The organism is Cryobacterium sp. PAMC25264 (assembly GCF_019443325.1).
In the GTDB taxonomy this organism is placed as follows: domain Bacteria; phylum Actinomycetota; class Actinomycetes; order Actinomycetales; family Microbacteriaceae; genus Cryobacterium.
In genome coordinates, this window is sequence record NZ_CP080383.1 from 813,982 (window position 1) to 832,765 (window position 18,784).

The 18,784-nt window shown below is 64.2% G+C and carries 12 protein-coding genes, 3 rRNA genes and 1 pseudogene; 14 read left to right on the top strand and 2 right to left on the bottom strand.

Annotated features, from left to right (window positions below):
• Positions 1-65: 65 nt before the first annotated feature.
• From argC to KY500_RS03750, 10 genes and pseudogenes are all read left to right on the top strand, one after another.
• Entirely contained in the window at positions 66-1,109 is a 1,044-nt protein-coding gene (gene argC, locus KY500_RS03705) for an N-acetyl-gamma-glutamyl-phosphate reductase (RefSeq protein WP_219902380.1), read from the top strand.
• Positions 1,106-2,289, top strand: a pseudogene (gene argJ / locus KY500_RS03710) (bifunctional glutamate N-acetyltransferase/amino-acid acetyltransferase ArgJ). The gene argC and the pseudogene argJ overlap by 4 nt, the downstream one beginning before the upstream one ends.
• Positions 2,289-3,239, top strand: coding sequence for an acetylglutamate kinase (gene argB, locus KY500_RS03715; RefSeq protein WP_219902381.1), 951 nt, complete (start codon positions 2,289-2,291; stop codon positions 3,237-3,239). Before argJ ends, argB begins: the two are co-directional and overlap by 1 nt.
• On the top strand, positions 3,236-4,441 hold the full coding sequence (locus KY500_RS03720; protein ID WP_219902382.1) for an acetylornithine transaminase: 1,206 nt from the start codon (positions 3,236-3,238) through the stop codon (positions 4,439-4,441). Before argB ends, KY500_RS03720 begins: the two co-directional genes overlap by 4 nt.
• Positions 4,442-4,489: 48 nt before the next feature.
• Complete coding sequence (argF, locus tag KY500_RS03725) at positions 4,490-5,419, top strand: ornithine carbamoyltransferase (protein WP_066594418.1); 930 nt, start codon at positions 4,490-4,492, stop codon at positions 5,417-5,419.
• 61 nt (positions 5,420-5,480) lie between these two features.
• Positions 5,481-6,680 carry an argininosuccinate synthase gene (locus tag KY500_RS03730; protein ID WP_219902383.1) on the top strand — a complete coding sequence of 400 codons (1,200 nt, stop codon included), beginning with the start codon at positions 5,481-5,483 and terminating at the stop codon, positions 6,678-6,680.
• 8 nt (positions 6,681-6,688) lie between these two features.
• The gene (gene argH / locus KY500_RS03735; protein WP_219902384.1) at positions 6,689-8,125 is read left to right on the top strand and encodes an argininosuccinate lyase; all 1,437 of its coding nucleotides are present in this window, start codon (positions 6,689-6,691) and stop codon (positions 8,123-8,125) included.
• Positions 8,126-8,153: 28 nt separating this feature from the next.
• Entirely contained in the window at positions 8,154-8,774 is a 621-nt protein-coding gene (locus tag KY500_RS03740; RefSeq protein WP_219902385.1) for a DNA-3-methyladenine glycosylase, read from the top strand.
• Positions 8,775-8,818: 44 nt separating this feature from the next.
• Entirely contained in the window at positions 8,819-9,259 is a 441-nt protein-coding gene (locus KY500_RS03745) for a MarR family winged helix-turn-helix transcriptional regulator (RefSeq protein WP_219902386.1), read from the top strand.
• 59 nt (positions 9,260-9,318) lie between these two features.
• On the top strand, positions 9,319-9,762 hold the full coding sequence (locus KY500_RS03750; protein ID WP_219902387.1) for an OsmC family peroxiredoxin: 444 nt from the start codon (positions 9,319-9,321) through the stop codon (positions 9,760-9,762).
• A 90-nt stretch (positions 9,763-9,852) separates the two neighbouring features.
• Here KY500_RS03750 and KY500_RS03755 read toward each other — a convergent pair whose 3' ends face one another.
• Both KY500_RS03755 and KY500_RS03760 read right to left on the bottom strand, forming a co-directional pair.
• The gene (locus KY500_RS03755; RefSeq protein ID WP_219902388.1) at positions 9,853-10,482 is read right to left on the bottom strand and encodes a hypothetical protein; all 630 of its coding nucleotides are present in this window, start codon (positions 10,480-10,482) and stop codon (positions 9,853-9,855) included.
• A gap of 11 nt (positions 10,483-10,493) precedes the next feature.
• Complete coding sequence (locus KY500_RS03760; RefSeq protein ID WP_219902389.1) at positions 10,494-11,159, bottom strand: DNA-binding protein; 666 nt, start codon at positions 11,157-11,159, stop codon at positions 10,494-10,496.
• A gap of 141 nt (positions 11,160-11,300) precedes the next feature.
• Here KY500_RS03760 and tyrS point away from each other — a divergent pair, with 141 nt between their 5' ends.
• The 4 genes from tyrS (at position 11,301) to rrf (ending at position 18,525) form a co-directional block, all read left to right on the top strand.
• Entirely contained in the window at positions 11,301-12,602 is a 1,302-nt protein-coding gene (tyrS, locus tag KY500_RS03765) for a tyrosine--tRNA ligase (RefSeq protein ID WP_219902390.1), read from the top strand.
• 560 nt (positions 12,603-13,162) lie between these two features.
• Positions 13,163-14,683, top strand: a 16S ribosomal RNA gene (locus tag KY500_RS03770).
• Between the two features lie 471 nt (positions 14,684-15,154).
• Positions 15,155-18,283, top strand: a 23S ribosomal RNA gene (locus tag KY500_RS03775).
• A gap of 125 nt (positions 18,284-18,408) precedes the next feature.
• Positions 18,409-18,525 (top strand): 5S ribosomal RNA (rrf, locus tag KY500_RS03780).
• The 16S, 23S and 5S rRNA genes sit together here, the layout of an rRNA operon.
• Positions 18,526-18,784 lie beyond the last annotated feature (259 nt).

Below are 18,784 nucleotides of genomic sequence, written 5' to 3' on the forward strand. Positions count from 1 at the left end.
GCTCGCCGGGTGCGGGGCCGTTGTCGCGATTCTGGCGGGCGCGAGCAGCCGGGTAAGTTTGATCCATGGTCTTTTCGGTAGCGGTAGCCGGCGCAAGCGGGTATGCGGGCGGTGAGCTGCTGCGTCTGCTGGCCGCTCACCCCGATTTCGAGGTGCGCACGGTCACCGCGCACAGTAACTCCGGCCAGCGCCTGGTCGACGTGCAACCGCACCTGCGCTCCCTCTCCCACCTCGTGCTGGGCGACACCGATGCCACGACCCTGTCCGGTCACGACGTCGTCTTCCTCGCCCTGCCGCACGGTGCCTCCGGCGCCCTGACCGCCGAGCTACCCGCCGACACCCTCGTGGTGGACTGCGGCGCGGACCACCGGCTGGAGAGCGAGGCCGACTGGGCCGCGTTCTACGGCGGCGACTACTTCGGCGCCTGGGCCTACGGGGTGCCCGAGCTTCCCGTGGACGGTGGCCGCCAGCGCGACCGCCTGGCGGGCGCCCGGCGGATCGCCGCGCCCGGCTGCAATGCCAGCACCGTGGCCCTCGCCCTCGCGCCGGGCATCCTGGCCGGCGTGATCGAGGCCACCGATATCGTGGCCGTGCTCGCCGTGGGACCCTCCGGGGCCGGCAAGAGCCTCAAGCTGCCCAACCTGGCCGCCGAGATCCTCGGTTCCGCCAATCCCTACGCCGTCGGCGGCACCCACCGGCACATCCCCGAGATCCAGCAGAGCCTGCGCTGGGCCGGTGCCGTCGCCCCCACGGTGTCGTTCACACCCGTGATCGTGCCGATGTCGCGCGGCATCCTGGCCACCTCGACCGCCCGGCTCGTGCCGGGAACCAGTGCTGCCGCCGTGCGCGCGGCCTGGGAGTCGGCCTACGCCGACGAGCCGTTCGTGCACCTGCTGCCGAGCGGCCAGTTCCCGCGCACCGCAGACGTGCTCGGCGCCAACACCGCCCTGATCGGCCTCGCGATCGACGAGGCCGCCGGCCGGGTGATCACGGTCACCGCCGTCGACAACCTGGTCAAGGGCACCGCCGGCGCCGCCATCCAATCCGCCAACATTGCCCTGGGGCTGCCGGAAACCCGCGGCCTCAGCACGAATGGAGTTGCCCCGTGAGCGTCACAGCCCCCGCCGGATTCGCCGCCGCCGGCGTCACCGCCGGCCTCAAGAAGTCCGGTGGCCTTGACCTGGCCATCGTGTCGAACCTCGGCCCGCTTGCCAACGCCGCCACGGTGTTCACCAGCAACCGCTGCAAGGCCAACCCGATCATCTGGAGCCAGCAAGTCATGCGCGACGGCCGGGTCAGCGCGATCGTGCTGAACTCCGGCGGCGCCAACTGCTACACCGGCACCATCGGATTCCAGACCACTCACGCCACCGCCGAGGCCGTGGCCGACCAGCTGCAGGTCTCCGCCGGTGACGTGCTCGTCTGCTCCACCGGCCTGATCGGCGAACAGCTCGACTTGGGCAAGCTCACCGCCGGGGTGTTCGACGCCGGTCTCGCGCTTCGCGACACCTCCGCCGCGTCCTCCGCCGACGCCGGCCTCGCCGCCGCCCAGGCGATCATGACCACCGACACCCGGCCCAAGCAGGCCACCCGCCTCTCCCCGGCCGGCTGGACCATCGGCGGCATGGCCAAGGGCGCGGGCATGCTCGCCCCCGGCCTGGCCACCATGCTCGTCGTGATCACCACCGACGCCGTTCTCACCTCGGCACAGCTGGATGCGGCGCTCCGCGAAGCCACCCGGGTCACTTTCGACCGGCTCGACTCCGACGGCTGCATGTCCACCAACGACACGGTGAGCCTGCTCGCCTCCGGCGCCAGCGGCGTCGACGCCGACCCGGCCGAGTTCGCCGCGGCGCTCACCGAACTCTGCCGCGACCTCACCCTGCAACTGCAGGGTGACGCCGAGGTGCTTCGCACGACGTGGCCATCACGGTGCGCAACTCGGCGTCCGAGACCGAGGCCGTCACGGTGGCCCGCGCGGTCTCCCGAAGCAACCTGTTCAAGGCCGCGATCTACGGCAACGACCCCAACTGGGGTCGGGTGCTCGCCGCGGTGGGCACCATCCCCGAAGCGGATGCGGCGTTCGACCCCTACGGCATCGACGTGGCCATCAACGGCATCCAGGTGTGCACGGCGGGCGAGCCCGACCAGCCGCGCGAACTCGTGGACCTCGCCCCCCGGGCCGTCTCCGTGGTCATTGACCTGCACGCGGGCACCGCCGGCGCCACCATCTGGACCAACGACCTCACCCACGACTACGTCGAAGAGAACAGCGCGTACTCGAGCTGATGAGCCCCGACCTGCCCACCCCCTCCGCCGCACCGGTCCCGCCGGTGCCCACCCTCGACGACGTCGACAACACCCCGGCCGAGGCCAAGGTCAAGGCCGCCACGCTCATCGAGGCGCTGCCCTGGCTCAAGAAGTTCCACGACCAGATCATCGTGGTCAAGTTCGGCGGTAACGCCATGGTCAGCGAGGAACTGCAGCGCGCGTTCGCCGAGGACATGGTCTACCTGCGCTACGCGGGCATCCGCCCCGTCGTCGTGCACGGCGGCGGCCCTCAGATCTCGGCGATGCTCGCCCGGCTCGGCATCGAAAGCGAGTTCCGCGGCGGCTACCGGGTGACCACCCCCGAGGCCATGGACGTGGTGCGCATGGTGCTCACCGGCCAGATCAACCGCGATCTGGTCAGCCACATCAACGCGCACGGCCCGTTGGCCGCCGGCCTCAGCGGCGAAGACGCCGGCCTGTTCCGCGGGCGCCGCCGCGGTGTTGTCATCGACGGCGAAGAGGTCGACCTCGGCCTGGTCGGCGATGTCATCGGCGTGGACCCCGAGGCCGTGCACGCGCAGTTGAACGCCGACCGCATCCCGGTCGTCTCCTCCATCGCGCCCGACACCGACCAGCCCGGCCAGTCCCTCAACGTGAACGCGGATGCCGCGGCCGCCGCCCTCGCCGTGTCGCTGAACGCGGCCAAGCTCGTGATCCTCACCGATGTGGCCGGGCTCTACAGCGACTGGCCCAACCGTGACTCCCTCGTGTCGGTCATCGACGTCGATGCCCTCCGCGCCCTGCTTCCCGATCTCGAATCGGGCATGATCCCCAAGATGACAGCCTGCCTGGACGCCGTCGAGGGTGGCGTCGCGAAAGCGGCGATCATCGACGGACGAGTGCCGCACTCGATCCTCGTCGAGATCTTCACCGGCAGCGGTATCGGTACAGAGGTGGTTCCCGCATGACCTGGCACGAACGTTACGACTCGGCGATGATGAAGACCCTGGCGCCCCCGCTGGCCGTGCTGGTGCGCGGCGAGGGCTGCTACGTCTGGGACGAGCACGGCACGAAATACCTCGACTTCCTGGCCGGAATCGCGGTCAACTCGCTCGGTCACGCGCATCCGGAGATGGTCGCCGCCGCGCAGAGCCAGATCGGCACGCTCGCGCACATCTCCAACTACTTCGCGTCACCGTCTCAGATCGAACTGGCTGAGCGCCTCAAACGCCTCACCGGTGCGGGCGACGCGGGCCGGGTGTACTTCTGCAACTCGGGTGCCGAGGCCAACGAGGCGGCATTCAAACTCGCCCGGCTGAACACCGCCGGCGGACATCGCAGCCGCATCCTCGCGCTACACGACTCCTTCCACGGCCGCACCATGGGCGCCCTCGCGCTCACCGGCAAGCCGCTGATGCGCGCGCCGTTTCAGCCCGTCCCCGGCGGGGTGGAACACATCGACACCACCATCGAGGCCCTCGAGCGCGAACTCGACGACACCGTGGCCGCTCTGTTCCTCGAACCCGTCAAGGGCGAGGCCGGCGTCATCGACCTGCCCGACGGCTACCTGGCCCGGGCCCGCGAACTGTGCACCGAGCACGGCGTGCTGCTGATCATCGACGAGGTGCAGACCGGGGCCGGCCGCACGGGCAAGTGGTTCGCCTACGAGCACGCCAATGTGCTGCCGGATGCCGTGACGCTCGCCAAGGGCATCGGCGGGGGAGTGCCCATCGGGGCGCTGGTCACCTTCGGCGACACCAGCGACCTGTTCCTCCGGGGCCAGCACGGCTCCACCTTCGGCGGCAACCCGTTCGTGACCGCCACGGCCAACGCCGTGCTGGGCGTCATCGAACGCGACGACCTCGTCGGCAACGCCCGCCGCCGCGGTGAGCAGATCCGGCAGATCATTGCTCGCATCGACTCGCCCTTGATTACCGAGGTGCGCGGCCGCGGGCTCCTGCTGGGCATTGGCCTGGCCGAACCGGTAGCGCTCACGCTGGCCGCCGCAGCCCTCGCCGAGGGCCTCATCGTGAACGCCGCAAACGAATCCAGCATCCGGATGGCGCCCCCACTGATCGTGGGCGATGCCGAGCTGGCCGATTTCGAGGACCGGTTCCGCGCCGCCCTGGCCGTTGTGACCAGTTCAGGCCTCGTCTCCACCAGCAGATAAGGTGGAGGAATCCCGCACGACACCGAAGAATCCAGCGAAAGTGACCCCGTGACCCGCCATTTCCTGCGCGACGACGACATCTCACCGGCCGAACAGGCCGAGATCCTCGATCTTGCCCTGGAACTGAAGCGAGACCGATTCGCGGTCCAGCCTCTGGCCGGACCGAAAACCGTCGCCGTGATCTTCGACAAATCCTCCACGCGCACCCGCGTCTCGTTCGCGGTCGGTATCGCCGACCTCGGCGGCAGCCCGCTGATCATCAGCACCGCGAGCAGCCAGCTGGGCGGCAAGGAGACCGCCGCCGACACGGCGCGGGTGCTCGAACGCCAGGTCGCGGCCATCGTCTGGCGCACCTACGGCCAGGCTGGACTCGAGGAAATGGCACTGGGCACCACGGTTCCCGTCGTCAACGCGCTCTCCGACGACTTCCACCCCTGCCAGTTGCTCGCCGACCTGCTCACCATCCGTGAGCACCGCGGCGACCTCGCCGGCCAGACCCTCACCTTTCTCGGCGACGGAGCCTGCAACATGGCGCAGTCCTACCTGCTCGCCGGCGCGACGGCGGGCATGCACGTGCGCATCGCCTCGCCCGCCGGGTACACGCCCGCCGCGCAGGTTGTCGCCGACGCCGAAGCCATCGCCGCTCAGACCGGTGGCTCCGTGACCCTGTACACCGACCCAGCCGAGGCCGTGACCGGCGTCGACGTGGTCATCACCGACACCTGGGTGTCGATGGGCAAAGAAGAAGAGAAGGCCACCCGGCTCGGCTCGCTCGGTGGTTACCGTGTCGACGCCGACCTGATGGGCCTGGCCAAGGCCGACGCCCATTTCATGCACTGCCTCCCAGCCGACCGTGGCTACGAAGTGACCGCGGATGTCATCGACGGCCCGCAGAGCATCATCTGGGATGAGGCGGAAAACCGCCTGCACGCCCAGAAGGCACTGCTGGTCTGGCTACTCGCGCGCAACGCGCGATAACCGCAGCACCCACACGCACCACCAATAAACTTGAATCACGAACACTTTATGAAGGAGAACCATGGCTGAGCGGGTTGTACTGGCATATTCGGGTGGCCTCGACACCTCGGTAGGCATCGGCTGGCTGAAGGACGCCACCGGCAAGGAGGTCGTGGCCCTGGCCGTCGACGTCGGACAAGAGGGCGAGGACATGGATGTGATCCGTCAGCGCGCGCTTGACTGCGGCGCGGTGGAATCCATCGTCGTCGACGCCAAGGACGAGTTCGCCAACGATTACATCGTTCCGGCGCTCAAGGCCAACGCGCTGTACCAGAAGCGGTACCCGCTGGTCTCCGCGATCAGCCGCCCGCTGATCGCCAAGCACCTCGCCGCCACAGCCCGCGCCCTCGGCGCGGACAGTGTCGCGCACGGTTGCACCGGCAAGGGCAACGACCAGGTGCGCTTCGAAGCCGCTGTCACGGCGCTGGCCCCCGAGCTCACCTCGCTCGCCCCGGTGCGCGACTTCGCCCTCACCCGCGACAAAGCCATCGAATACGCCGCGGTGCACAACCTGCCGATCGCGCAGTCGAAGAAGAGCCCGTACTCCATCGACCAGAACGTCTGGGGTCGCGCCGTCGAGACCGGATTCCTCGAAGACCCGTGGAACGCTCCGATCGAGGACCTCTACACCTACACGCAGGACCCGTCGATCCCGCGCGAAGCCACCGAGATCATCATCACCTTCGACCAGGGCGTGCCCGTGGCCGTGGACGGCAAGCCGGTCACCCCGCTCGAGGCCGTTGTGCTGCTGAACAAGCTCGCCGGCGACCAGGGTGTCGGCCGCATCGACATCGTTGAGGACCGCCTCGTGGGCATCAAGAGCCGTGAGGTCTACGAGTCCCCGGCCGGTATCGCCCTGATCACCGCGCACGAGGAGCTTGAGAACGTCACCGTCGAGCGTGACGTCGCCCGCTACAAGCGCGGCGTCGAAGCCAAGTGGAGCGAACTGGTCTACGACGGCCTCTGGTTCTCCGGCCTGAAGAAGTCGCTGGACGCCTTCATCGAGGACACCCAGAAGTACGTCTCCGGCGACATCCGCCTCAAGCTGCACGCGGGCACCGCCGTCGTCACCGGCCGGCAGAGCAAGCAGAGCCTGTACGACTTCGACCTGGCCACCTACGACACCGGCGACTCCTTCGACCAGTCCATGGCCAAGGGCTTCATCGAACTGTGGAGCCTGCCCAGCAAGATCGCGGCCCGCCGCGACCAGGCCGCGAAGTAGGTCACGGTATGACCGGCGACAAGAGTGTGAACCGTGCGGGCGAGGCGGGTGCCCTGTGGGGCGGCCGCTTCGCCGGCGGACCGTCGCCGGAACTGGCGCGCCTGAGCAAATCAACCCATTTCGACTGGCAGCTGGCCGGGTACGACATCCGCGGGTCGCGCGCCCACGCCCGTGCCCTGGCCGCCGCCGGCTACCTCACCGAGGATGAACTGGCCGGCATGCTCGCCGGCCTGGACACCCTCGATGCGGCCGTGACCGACGGTTTGTTCCAGCCGGCCGCGACCGACGAAGACGTGCACTCGGCGCTCGAGCGTGGGCTCATCGACATCGTCGGCACCGAGCTCGGCGGCAAGCTGCGCGCCGGCCGTAGCCGCAACGATCAGGTGGCCACCCTGGTGCGGATGCTGCTGCGCGACCACGCCGCCGTCATCGCCCGGCTCCTGGTGGACCTCATCGACGCCCTCGCGGCGCAGGCCGAGGCCAACGAGACCGCGATCATGCCCGGCCGCACGCACCTCCAGCACGCCCAGCCGGTGCTGCTGGCACACCACCTCTTCGCGCACTGCTGGCCGCTGGTGCGCGACCTGGAGCGCTTCGCCGACTGGAACAAGCGGTCCGACTTCTCGCCGTACGGCTCCGGTGCCCTCGCCGGCAACACCCTGGGCCTGGACGCCGGCATGATCGCGACCGAGCTGGGCTTTGGCGCCGTCGTGGAGAACTCCATCGACGGCACCGCCAGCCGCGACCTCGTTGCCGAATTCGCCTACATCACGGCGCAGATAGGCATCGATCTGTCCCGACTGGCCGAGGAGATCATCCTCTGGAACACCCGCGAGTTCGGGTTCGTCACCCTCGACGACTCCTACTCCACGGGCTCGTCGATCATGCCGCAGAAGAAGAACCCCGACATCGCCGAGCTCGCGCGCGGCAAGTCCGGGCGCCTGATCGGCAACCTCACCGGGCTGCTCACCACCCTCAAGGGGCTTCCGCTCGCGTACAACCGTGACCTGCAGGAAGACAAGGAACCGGTCTTCGACTCGATCGAGACCCTCGAGATCCTGCTGCCGGCGTTCACGGGCATGATCGCCACCATCACCTTCCACACCGACCGCATGGCCGAGCTGGCGCCGCAGGGCTTCTCGCTCGCCACGGATGTCGCGGAGTGGCTGGTCAAACGGCACGTCAGCTTCCGAGACGCGCACGAGATCACCGGCACTCTGGTGAAGGTGGCCGAGGCCCGGGGTCTCGACCTGCACGAGATCGACGACGCCGGTCTCGCCGAGATCTCCCCGCACCTGGTCCCGGAGGTGCGCGAGGTGCTCACCATCCAGGGATCCGTCACCCGGCGCGACGGCCAGGCCGGAACCGCCCCGGTGCGGGTCGCCGAGCAGCGCGCCGCCCTCGTGGCCCGCGTGCACTCGCTGGCCACCGCCCTCGAGCGCTGAGCAGCGCGCCCTCACCCGAAGTCAGCGGATGACCGTCGACCGTGACCTGTTCACCCAGGACGCGGTCGGCGTAGCCCCGCTTCTGCTCGGCGGGCTACTGCGCCACGGCAGCACGGTGCTGCGGATCACCGAGGTCGAGGCCTACCTCGCCGACAGCGACCCCGGCTCGCACGCCTTCCGGCGCCGCACCGCCCGCAACGCCACCATGTTCGGGCCACCCGGGCACCTCTACGCGTATTTCAGTTACGGCATGCACGTCTGCGCGAACATCGTCTGTTCACCCGACGGTATGGCATCCGCCGTGCTGCTGCGGGCCGGGGAGATCGTGGCGGGTCGGGCCGACGCCCGTACCCGGCGCGGCCCCACGGTGACCGACCGGGACCTGGCCCGCGGGCCGGCGCGACTGACCCGGGCCCTTGGTATCCGTCTCGACCAGGACGGCGACGACCTCCTCGCCGAGCCGTTCGAGCTCACCCTGCCCGACTCGCCGGTCGTGGCGCTCACGGGGCCTCGTACAGGCGTGGCCGGGGCCGGCGGCGGAACCGACTTCTCCTGGCGGTTCTGGATCCCGGACGAGGCGACCGTCTCGGCCTACCGCCGACACCCCCGCCTGAGCCCGGACGTCGCCACTCATGAACCCACTAATTAAGTTGCACACAACATAATCGTGCAAAACTCTGGTACGGTGGGGATATGGCCACCCCCCAGATCCTTCCCCCTGAGCAGCAGATCTGCTTCGCGCTGTACTCGGCGTCGCGGTCGCTCACAGGCCGCTACCGCACGCTGCTCGCACCGCTGGGCATCACCTACCCGCAGTACCTCGTCATGCTGGTGCTTTGGGAATCCGGCACCGGTACGGTCAGCCGACTGGGGGAGCGCCTGCAACTGGACTCCGGCACACTGTCCCCGCTGCTCAAGCGGCTCGAGGCCCTCGGCCTGGTCGTGCGCGGGCGATCCGAGCGCGACGAGCGGGTCGTCGAGGTGGCCCTGACCCCGGCCGGTGATGCGATGCGCAGCCAGGCGCCGCACATCACCGAGCAGATCTGCGAGGCCACCGGACTCCCTCCGGCCGAACTCATGGAGTTGCAGGGCCAGATCGCGGCCCTCGCCCAGCGCGTCCGCGCGCTCACCTGAACCTTCCCGCCCCGGCCAGCACGTCTGGCCAGTCCCACCACAACAGAACGGAATTACCTATGCCCACTCGCACCGCGCGCACCGGCTGGACCGGAACCCTCGAAGACGGTCAGGGCCAGGTCGAGCTGACCAGCTCAGGCCTCGGCACCTACGACGTCTCCTTCCCCAAGCGCAGCGCCGACAGCGCGAACGGCTTCACCAGCCCCGAAGAGCTGCTCGCCGCCGCTCACTCCGCCTGCTACTCGATGCAGCTCTCCGCCGAGCTGGCGTCAGCCGGCGACGTCACGATCGAGGCCCTCGACGTGGCAGCCGACGTCACCCTGGGCGCCGACCCGGCGGGCGGCTTCCGCCTCACCGGCATTCACCTCACCGTTCGCGGCGAGGTCACCGGTATGGACAGCGAGACCTTCCTGGCTGCCGCGAACGCCGCCAAGTTGAACTGCCCGGTCAGCAAGGCCCTCACCGGCGTCGACATCACGCTGGATGCGGCGCTCGAAGTGTAAGCAGTCGCACCACACACGGCCCGGCCGGCAGGAGCATCCTGCCGGCCGGGCCGTGTCGTGCGTGGGCGCCGGTCGCCGACCGGCAGTGGATCAGACCTGGGCGAGGCTGACCAGAATGGCGCAGGCGCAGGCCCAGATGAGGCTCGCAAAGGTGCCGATGATGAACCGTTCCCGGGCCTCGGACGAGGCGAGCTCGGTGAACCGGCCGACACCCTTGATGGCCACGACCACGGCGAGGGCCTCGGGGAAGCCGGCCAGGATGGCGCCGGCCACGGCGAGCCGCTCGAGGACACCGATCGTGAGGCCGCCGCGCAGCACCTCGTGCACCGGGGCCGGGGGAGTCGCCGCAGCGGAGGCCGCGGCGTCGGCGGAGGCCGGGGCGGGCGCATCCGTGCCCACCATGATGCCGCCGTGGCTGCCAGGGGCTACCGAGTTCTTCGTGGCCAACTGCAGGGCGAGCACCGCGGCCGGGCCGCCGCCGATGACGGCGAGGAGCAGCCCGGCGAGGCCGATGACCACGCCGAACGCTACCGGCGCGGCGCCCACGGGAACGGCGGCCAGCAGAAGCGCGGCAGCCAGGGCTGCCGCGGAGGCGATGGCAAACGGCTGCTTGCCGAGTCGGAAGGCGAGAACCGCCAGGATCAGCGAGGCCATGGTCACCAGGAGCAGGAGCACCCAGTAGAGGTAGAGCACGACGGAGAAGGAGTCCAGGATGTTCATGCGGTCGATTCCTATTCGCTGGTGTCGCGGTCGAGGTTCTGTAGCAGCCTAACGAGTGCCGGATGAGCGGCGCGCTCGACCTTCCACTGTGCGCTCTTGACGCGCTGGCTGACCGCGGCAGTGGAGATGCCGAGCTCGCGGGCAATGGCGGTCTGGGCCAGACCTCGTTCGAGCAGGTCCACGGCCTCCCATCCCTCGGTGGTGCGGCGCTGGCGCAGAAGGAGCAGCATCGACACGAGCGCCTCCACCTCTGCGGTGGTGGACGTGTCGGGGGAGTCCGCGTCGGCCTGGGCAGTCGGGTCGGAGGGAGTGGCGTCGCCTGGTGCGACCGCCGGGGTCTCCAGTGCGAACCGTGCCTCGGACCGCTTGGCCCGGGTCACCGCGGCCCGCGCCGCGATGAACGCGTCGCCCGTCGCCTGCCGGGTGGTGGCCGGGAGCGGGGTGCGGATTCGGCCGATACCCACGCCGACGCTCCAGAACCCGGTGCGGTGCAGGTCGAGCAGCACGCTGAAGGCGTCCGCGGCGACGGGAACGAGCAACTGGATCTCATCGCCGGAGGTCTGGTCGGGCGGCAGTGCGAAGGCCGCCGCGTGCCGGCCGACGAGTTTGGCGATCATCTCGGTGGCGCGGTCCCGGTCGTGGCGGCTGTCGATTTGATCTGCGGTAATCACAAACATGGGTTAAGTCTCCGTCCTAAATGGAGCCTAATCAAGGTTCAGGGATTAATCCAGTTCAATTAAGCCTCAAGGCTTGATTCCGCCCGGATGTTCCTGGCGTCGCCACGCGGGAGAGCGCAGCCGCGCTGGTAATCTGGCTTCGTGTCAGACCCCAGCATCCTTGCCCAGCAAGCCAACGATCCCACCTTCGACGACGTCTGGGAGGAAATCGCCTGGCGCGGCCTCGTGCAGGTCTCCACCGACCCGGAGGCCCTGCGCACTCTGCTCACCGGGGCACCGATCACCTACTACTGCGGATTCGACCCCACCGCGGCGAGTCTGCACCTGGGCAACCTCGTGCAGCTGCTGCTCATGCGTCGGCTGCAGCTCGCCGGGCACCACCCTCTCGGCCTCGTCGGCGGATCCACCGGACTCATCGGCGACCCGCGGCCCACTGCCGAGCGCACGCTGAACACCCCCGAGGTCGTCAACGAGTGGGTCGGATACCTGCAGGCGCAGGTCACCCGGTTCCTCAGCGCTGAGGGCGACAATGCCGTGACCCTCGTGAACAACCTGGACTGGACGGCGCCGCTGTCCGCCATCGACTTCCTGCGCGACATCGGCAAGTACTACCGGGTGGGCACCATGCTCAAGAAGGATGCCGTGAGCGCCCGGCTCAACTCCGACGCGGGCATCAGCTACACCGAGTTCAGCTACCAAGTGCTGCAGGGGATGGACTTCCTCCAGCTGTACCGCAGCTACGGCTGCGTGTTGCAAACCGGGGGAAGTGACCAGTGGGGCAACCTCACCAGCGGCACCGACCTCATCCACCGTGCCGAGGGCACGAGCGTGCACGCCATCGGCACCCCGCTGATCACCAACACCGACGGCACCAAGTTCGGCAAGAGCGAGGGCAACGCGGTCTGGCTCGACCCGGCTCTCACAAGCCCCTACGCCATGTACCAGTTCTGGCTCAACACCGACGACGCCGACGTCATCGACCGGCTCAAGGTCTTCACGTTCCTCAGCCGCGCCCAGATCGAGGCTCTCGCGGAAGCGGTGGCCACCGAGCCGTTCAAGCGCGAGGCGCAGCGCACCCTGGCCTTCGAGGTCACGAGTCTTGTGCACGGGGTGACCGCAACGGATGCCGCCATCCAGGCCACCCAGGCCCTCTTCGGTCAGGGTGAGCTCGCCGATCTCGATCCGGCGACCCTTGAAGCGGCGCTGCGGGCGCTGCCCAACACCACGACCTCGCCGAACGCGCAGGTGATGCAGCTGCTCGTGGACACCGGACTCACCAAGAGCCTCGGCGAGGCTCGCCGCGCGATCGGCCAAGGCGGGGTCTACCTCAACAATGTCAAGGTGACGGATGAGGCGGCCACGGTCGAGGGGTCTGTTCTTGCCGGGGGAATGGCCGTGCTCCGACGCGGCAAGAAGACCCTCGCCGGCGTTTTTGTCGAGTAGTCCCCGGGCCCCGGCCGCTATGTGACCGGGAGGTTACGCGGGCATTGCGGGTGGATGTCGATTTGCGACACGCCCGGGATGCTCCCGGGATTGCGGGCCCCTGGGATCCCGCGTAATGTCATCTCTTGTCACCCCACAGGTGCGGAAAGCCGAAGAGCTTCCCGGCCTCAAGCGGGACCACTTCCAAGTAACGGTATCGAATTCATTCGGACTACGGTGCTTGATGGCGTTTGATCCACTCCAATTCTGGAGTAGATCGTAACGACACGAAAACAGAATTACATCGAAGTGCCTCAGTGCAAAGGTCAATATGGCCGGCGGCTGGGTGCGTCCGATCCTTGAGAACTCAACAGCGTGCACAATGTCAAATGCCAAAAACCTCGGTCGTAGGGCTCCTTTCTAGGGAGTACCGCGGAAGAGATTCCTTTGGAAAACATTTAAACAACAAAGCAAGTCAGTAATGATTTGTTCTGTCAGTTTCAAACTTGCATCGTTGTCGCCTATTCCGGCGGCTCGGTGCACTAGATGTGACGCCAGCTTGCTGGTTAGTCAGCTAAACATTTACGGAGAGTTTGATCCTGGCTCAGGACGAACGCTGGCGGCGTGCTTAACACATGCAAGTCGAACGGTGAAGAGGAGCTTGCTTCTTGGATCAGTGGCGAACGGGTGAGTAACACGTGAGTAACCTGCCCCAAACTCTGGGATAAGCACTGGAAACGGTGTCTAATACCGGATACGAGCTTCAGCCGCATGGCTAGGAGTTGGAAAGAATTTCGGTTTGGGATGGACTCGCGGCCTATCAGCTAGTTGGTGAGGTAATGGCTCACCAAGGCGACGACGGGTAGCCGGCCTGAGAGGGTGACCGGCCACACTGGGACTGAGACACGGCCCAGACTCCTACGGGAGGCAGCAGTGGGGAATATTGCACAATGGGCGCAAGCCTGATGCAGCAACGCCGCGTGAGGGACGACGGCCTTCGGGTTGTAAACCTCTTTTAGTAGGGAAGAAGCGAAAGTGACGGTACCTGCAGAAAAAGCACCGGCTAACTACGTGCCAGCAGCCGCGGTAATACGTAGGGTGCAAGCGTTGTCCGGAATTATTGGGCGTAAAGAGCTCGTAGGCGGTTTGTCGCGTCTGCTGTGAAAACCCGAGGCTCAACCTCGGGCCTGCAGTGGGTACGGGCAGACTAGAGTGCGGTAGGGGAGATTGGAATTCCTGGTGTAGCGGTGGAATGCGCAGATATCAGGAGGAACACCAATGGCGAAGGCAGATCTCTGGGCCGTAACTGACGCTGAGGAGCGAAAGCATGGGGAGCGAACAGGATTAGATACCCTGGTAGTCCATGCCGTAAACGTTGGGAACTAGATGTGGGGACCATTCCACGGTCTCCGTGTCGCAGCTAACGCATTAAGTTCCCCGCCTGGGGAGTACGGCCGCAAGGCTAAAACTCAAAGGAATTGACGGGGGCCCGCACAAGCGGCGGAGCATGCGGATTAATTCGATGCAACGCGAAGAACCTTACCAAGGCTTGACATATAGAGGAAACGGCTGGAAACAGTCGCCCCGCAAGGTCTCTATACAGGTGGTGCATGGTTGTCGTCAGCTCGTGTCGTGAGATGTTGGGTTAAGTCCCGCAACGAGCGCAACCCTCGTCCTATGTTGCCAGCACGTAATGGTGGGAACTCATGGGATACTGCCGGGGTCAACTCGGAGGAAGGTGGGGATGACGTCAAATCATCATGCCCCTTATGTCTTGGGCTTCACGCATGCTACAATGGCCGGTACAAAGGGCTGCAATACCGCGAGGTGGAGCGAATCCCAAAAAGCCGGTCTCAGTTCGGATTGAGGTCTGCAACTCGACCTCATGAAGTCGGAGTCGCTAGTAATCGCAGATCAGCAACGCTGCGGTGAATACGTTCCCGGGCCTTGTACACACCGCCCGTCAAGTCATGAAAGTCGGTAACACCCGAAGCCAGTGGCCAAACCCGCAAGGGATGGAGCTGTCGAAGGTGGGATCGGTGATTAGGACTAAGTCGTAACAAGGTAGCCGTACCGGAAGGTGCGGCTGGATCACCTCCTTTCTAAGGAGCACAGCAGTGCCGTCTGTATACAGCGGAGTAACACTGCCAAGTCATACGAAGACGAATGTTCTTCGATGGCGCTCATGGGTGGAACATTGACATTGATGCAGAACCAAATGGTTTGATCTCAGTACTTCACTTCGGTGAATGGAAAGGGTTGGGTCAGGCGGGTTTGCATGACGCACGCTGTTGGGTCCTGAGGGACCGGAACAATCGGTGATCGAGCTTGTCTTGATCGCGGTTGAACTTTTCCTCTGGACCTTTTTCGGTCAACAGTCGTACCTTTCGGGGTCGTTGGTCGTAAGGGGTACCGCCCGTACTTTGAGAACTACACAGTGGACGCGAGCATCTTAAATTTGAACCCTTCGGGGTCAAATTACAAAGATCAACACACTCTTTGAGTGTGTGATCATTGGTCAATTTCGGTCACGGACTTTGTTCGTGACACTTAATCGATTCAAACTCATGTGATTTCAAATTTTCAAGAGCAAACGGTGAATGCCTTGGCATGTAGAGCCGAAGAAGGACGTAGTAATCTGCGATAAGCCTCGGGGAGTTGATAAACGAACTGTGATCCGAGGATGTCCGAATGGGGAAACCCCGCCAGGCCCGCAAGGTGACCTGGTGACTCCCGCCTGAATATATAGGGCGGGTAGAGGGAACGTGGGGAAGTGAAACATCTCAGTACCCACAGGAAGAGAAAACAATAGTGATTCCGTTAGTAGTGGCGAGCGAACCCGGAAGAGGCTAAACCGATCATGTGTGATAGCCGGCAGGCGTTGCATGGTCGGGGTTGCGGGACTTTTCTGCTGCTTCTGCCGAACAGTGAGGGTTAGAACGTTGTATAGACGAACAGGATTGAAAGCCTGGTCATAGAGGGTGCGAACCCCGTAGTCGAAATGCAGCAATCGCCCGAAGAGTATCCCAAGTAGCACGGGGCCCGAGAAATCCCGTGTGAATCTGTCAGGACCACCTGATAAGCCTAAATACTCCTACATGACCGATAGTGAACAAGTACCGTGAGGGAAAGGTGAAAAGTACCCCGGGAGGGGAGTGAAATAGTACCTGAAACCGTTTGCTTACAAACCGTTGGAGCACCCTTTGTTGGTGTGACAGCGTGCCTTTTGAAGAATGAGCCTGCGAGTTAGTGATATGTGGCGAGCTTAACCCGAGAGGGGAATGCGTAGCGAAAGCGAGTCTGAATAGGGCGATTCAGTCGCATGTCCTAGACCCGAAGCGAAGTGATCTATCCATGGCCAGGTTGAAGCGACGGTAAGACGTCGTGGAGGACCGAACCCACTTCAGTTGAAAATGGAGGGGATGAGCTGTGGATAGGGGTGAAAGGCCAATCAAACTTCGTGATAGCTGGTTCTCTCCGAAATGCATTTAGGTGCAGCGTTGCGTGTTTCTTGCCGGAGGTAGAGCTACTGGATAGCCGATGGGCCCTAAAAGGTTACTGACGTTAGCCAAACTCCGAATGCCGGTAAGTGAGAGCGCAGCAGTGAGACGGTGGGGGATAAGCTTCATCGTCGAGAGGGAAACAACCCAGACCACCATCTAAGGTCCCAAAGCGCGTGCTAAGTGGGAAAGGATGTGGAGTTGCATAGACAACCAGGAGGTTGGCTTAGAAGCAGCCACCCTTGAAAGAGTGCGTAATAGCTCACTGGTCAAGTGATTCCGCGCCGACAATGTAACGGGGCTCAAGCACGCCACCGAAGTTGTGGCATTGATATTTTTGGTAAGCCGCACCCTTGTGGTGTTGGTTCAGCCGTGTTGATGGGTAGGAGAGCGTCGTGTGGCCAGCGAAGCGGCGGTGTAAACCAGCCGTGGAGGCTACACGAGTGAGAATGCAGGCATGAGTAGCGAAAGACGGGTGAGAAACCCGTCCTCCGAAAGATCAAGGTTTCCAGGGCCAGGCTAATCCGCCCTGGGTAAGTCGGGACCTAAGGCGAGGCCGACAGGCGTAGTCGATGGACAACGGGTTTATATTCCCGTACTGATGAAAAACCGTCCAAGCTAATCCAGTAATGCTAAGCATCTGAATCCTCTAGATGGATCCCTTCGGGGTGAAGCGTGAGGCCTAGCGTGCGACCCTATGCTGGTGCGGTTAGCGTATTAACAGGTGTGACGCAGGAAGGTAGCTGAGCCGGGCGATGGTTGTCCCGGTCTAAGGATGTAGGCCGAGAGATAGGCAAATCCGTCTCTCATATAAGGCTGAGACCCGATGGGTAGCCCGTAAGGGTGAAATCAGTGATCCTATGCTGCCAAGAAAAGCATCGACGCGAGGTTTTAGTCACCCGTACCCCAAACCGACTCAGGTGATCAGGTAGAGAATACTAAGGAGATCGAGAGAATCGTGGTTAAGGAACTCGGCAAAATGCCCCCGTAACTTCGGGAGAAGGGGGGCCTGAGGCGTGAAGGGATTTACTCCTGGAGCGTTCGAAGGCCGCAGAGACCAGTGGGAAGCGACTGTTTACTAAAAACACAGGTCCGTGCCAAGTCGCAAGACGATGTATACGGACTGACGCCTGCCCGGTGCTGGAAGGTTAAGAGGAACGGTTAGCCGTAAGGCGAAGCTGAGAATTTAAGCCCCAGTAAACGGCGGTGGTAACTATAACCATCCTAAGGTAGCGAAATTCCTTGTCGGGTAAGTTCCGACCTGCACGAATGGCGTAACGACTTCCCAGCTGTCTCAACCGCGAACTCGGCGAAATTGCATTACGAGTAAAGATGCTCGTTACGCGCAGCAGGACGGAAAGACCCCGTGACCTTTACTACAGCTTGGTATTGGTGTTCGGTGTGGCTTGTGTAGGATAGGTGGGAGACTGTGAAGCTTGGACGCTAGTTCAGGTGGAGTCATCGTTGAAATACCACTCTGGTCATATTGGATACCTAACTTCGAACCGTGATCCGGTTCAGGGACAGTGCCTGGTGGGTAGTTTAACTGGGGCGGTTGCCTCCTAAAAAGTAACGGAGGCGCCCAAAGGTTCCCTCAACCTGGTTGGCAATCAGGTGTCGAGTGTAAGTGCACAAGGGAGCTTGACTGTGAGACTGACAAGTCGAGCAGGGACGAAAGTCGGGACTAGTGATCCGGCAGTGGCTTGTGGAAGCGCTGTCGCTCAACGGATAAAAGGTACCTCGGGGATAACAGGCTGATCTTGCCCAAGAGTCCATATCGACGGCATGGTTTGGCACCTCGATGTCGGCTCGTCGCATCCTGGGGCTGGAGTAGGTCCCAAGGGTTGGGCTGTTCGCCCATTAAAGCGGTACGCGAGCTGGGTTTAGAACGTCGTGAGACAGTTCGGTCCCTATCCGCTGCGCGCGCAGGAAATTTGAGAAGATCTATCCCTAGTACGAGAGGACCGGGATGGACGAACCTCTGGTGTGTCAGTTGTTCCGCCAGGAGCACCGCTGATTAGCTACGTTCGGAACGGATAACCGCTGAAAGCATCTAAGCGGGAAGCCGGCTTCGAGATGAGATTTCCATCCCTTAGGGGGAGAGGCTCGCAGCTAGACTACTGCGTTGATAGGCCGGATGTGGAAGAGAGGACTAAAGACTCTTGGAGCTGACCGGTACTAATAAGCCGATAATTTGATAACACTCAGTTTGAATAAGCTGCTATGCGTCCACTATGTGGTTCTCGATGTACGGTCGAGAACAACGCCCACGCCACAGCGTGTGGGCTCTATAACTAAAAATATAGGTTCGATTCATCGAAAGATGTTTCGGCGGCTATAGCAAGAGGGAAACGCCCGGTCACATTCCGAACCCGGAAGCTAAGACTCTTTGCGCCGATGGTACTGCAGGGGGGACCCTGTGGGAGAGTAGGACACCGCCGGACTTAACTTAGAAACACCAGAAAAGCCACCCCGACCGGGGTGGCTTTTCTGCGTTTAACCCCCACGCCGCTGCCCTCCGCGACCACGTCCCGGATGCCGCACCCCACCCCGGTCGAACCCGTCCAGACCCCGCAGGCCGACCTCCAAACCCCACCACAACGACCCGTCACCAGATCTCGACCAGCTCGACCAGCGAGGCGGGCGCGTCCCGCAAACATCCGCGACTGCGTCCTGGATGCCGCACCCCACGTTGGTCGAGCC